The organism is Streptomyces sp. SID13726 (genome assembly GCF_010548375.1).
Taxonomy (GTDB): Bacteria; Actinomycetota; Actinomycetes; order Streptomycetales; family Streptomycetaceae; genus Streptomyces.
Genome location: NZ_JAAGLY010000441.1, coordinates 1 through 444 on the forward strand (window position 1 = coordinate 1; position 444 = coordinate 444).

The 444-nt window shown below is 73.6% G+C and carries 1 pseudogene; it reads right to left on the minus strand.

The window, feature by feature from the left end:
- Positions 1-102 precede the first annotated feature (102 nt).
- Positions 103-444, minus strand: a pseudogene (locus G3I78_RS48490) (ABC transporter permease); the annotation flags it as partial.

A 444-nucleotide genomic window follows, 5' to 3' on the forward strand; every position in this document is an offset into this window, starting at 1 on the left:
CCGCCCGCGGACGAGAACGAAACCACGCGCCGTCGAGCACGAGGCTGCTGTCGTTCTGACGCCCAGAACGACAGCAACGTCGTGTTCGGCACCGGGGGGCGGTCAGCGGAAGCGGCGACCCTCGTCGCGGCGGTAGGCGCCGACCGCGAGGGCGGCGAAGACCACCGTCCAGCCCACGAGCACGGGCCACGCGAGACCGTACGCCGGCTCGCCCGTGAGCGCCTGCACGAGCAGGTCGCGACCCGCGCGCGTCGGCGTGGCCATCGAGATCGCGTCCAGCCACGGGGGGAAGAGGAACGGCGGGAGGAACAGGCCGCCGGCGAACGCGAGCGGGAAGAGGATCACCTGGACCACCGGCAGCGCCGCCTTCGGGGGCAGCGAGTAGCCGATCGCCCTGCCGGGCAGCGCGAACGGCACGGAGACGAGCAGCACCGTCCCGACGCC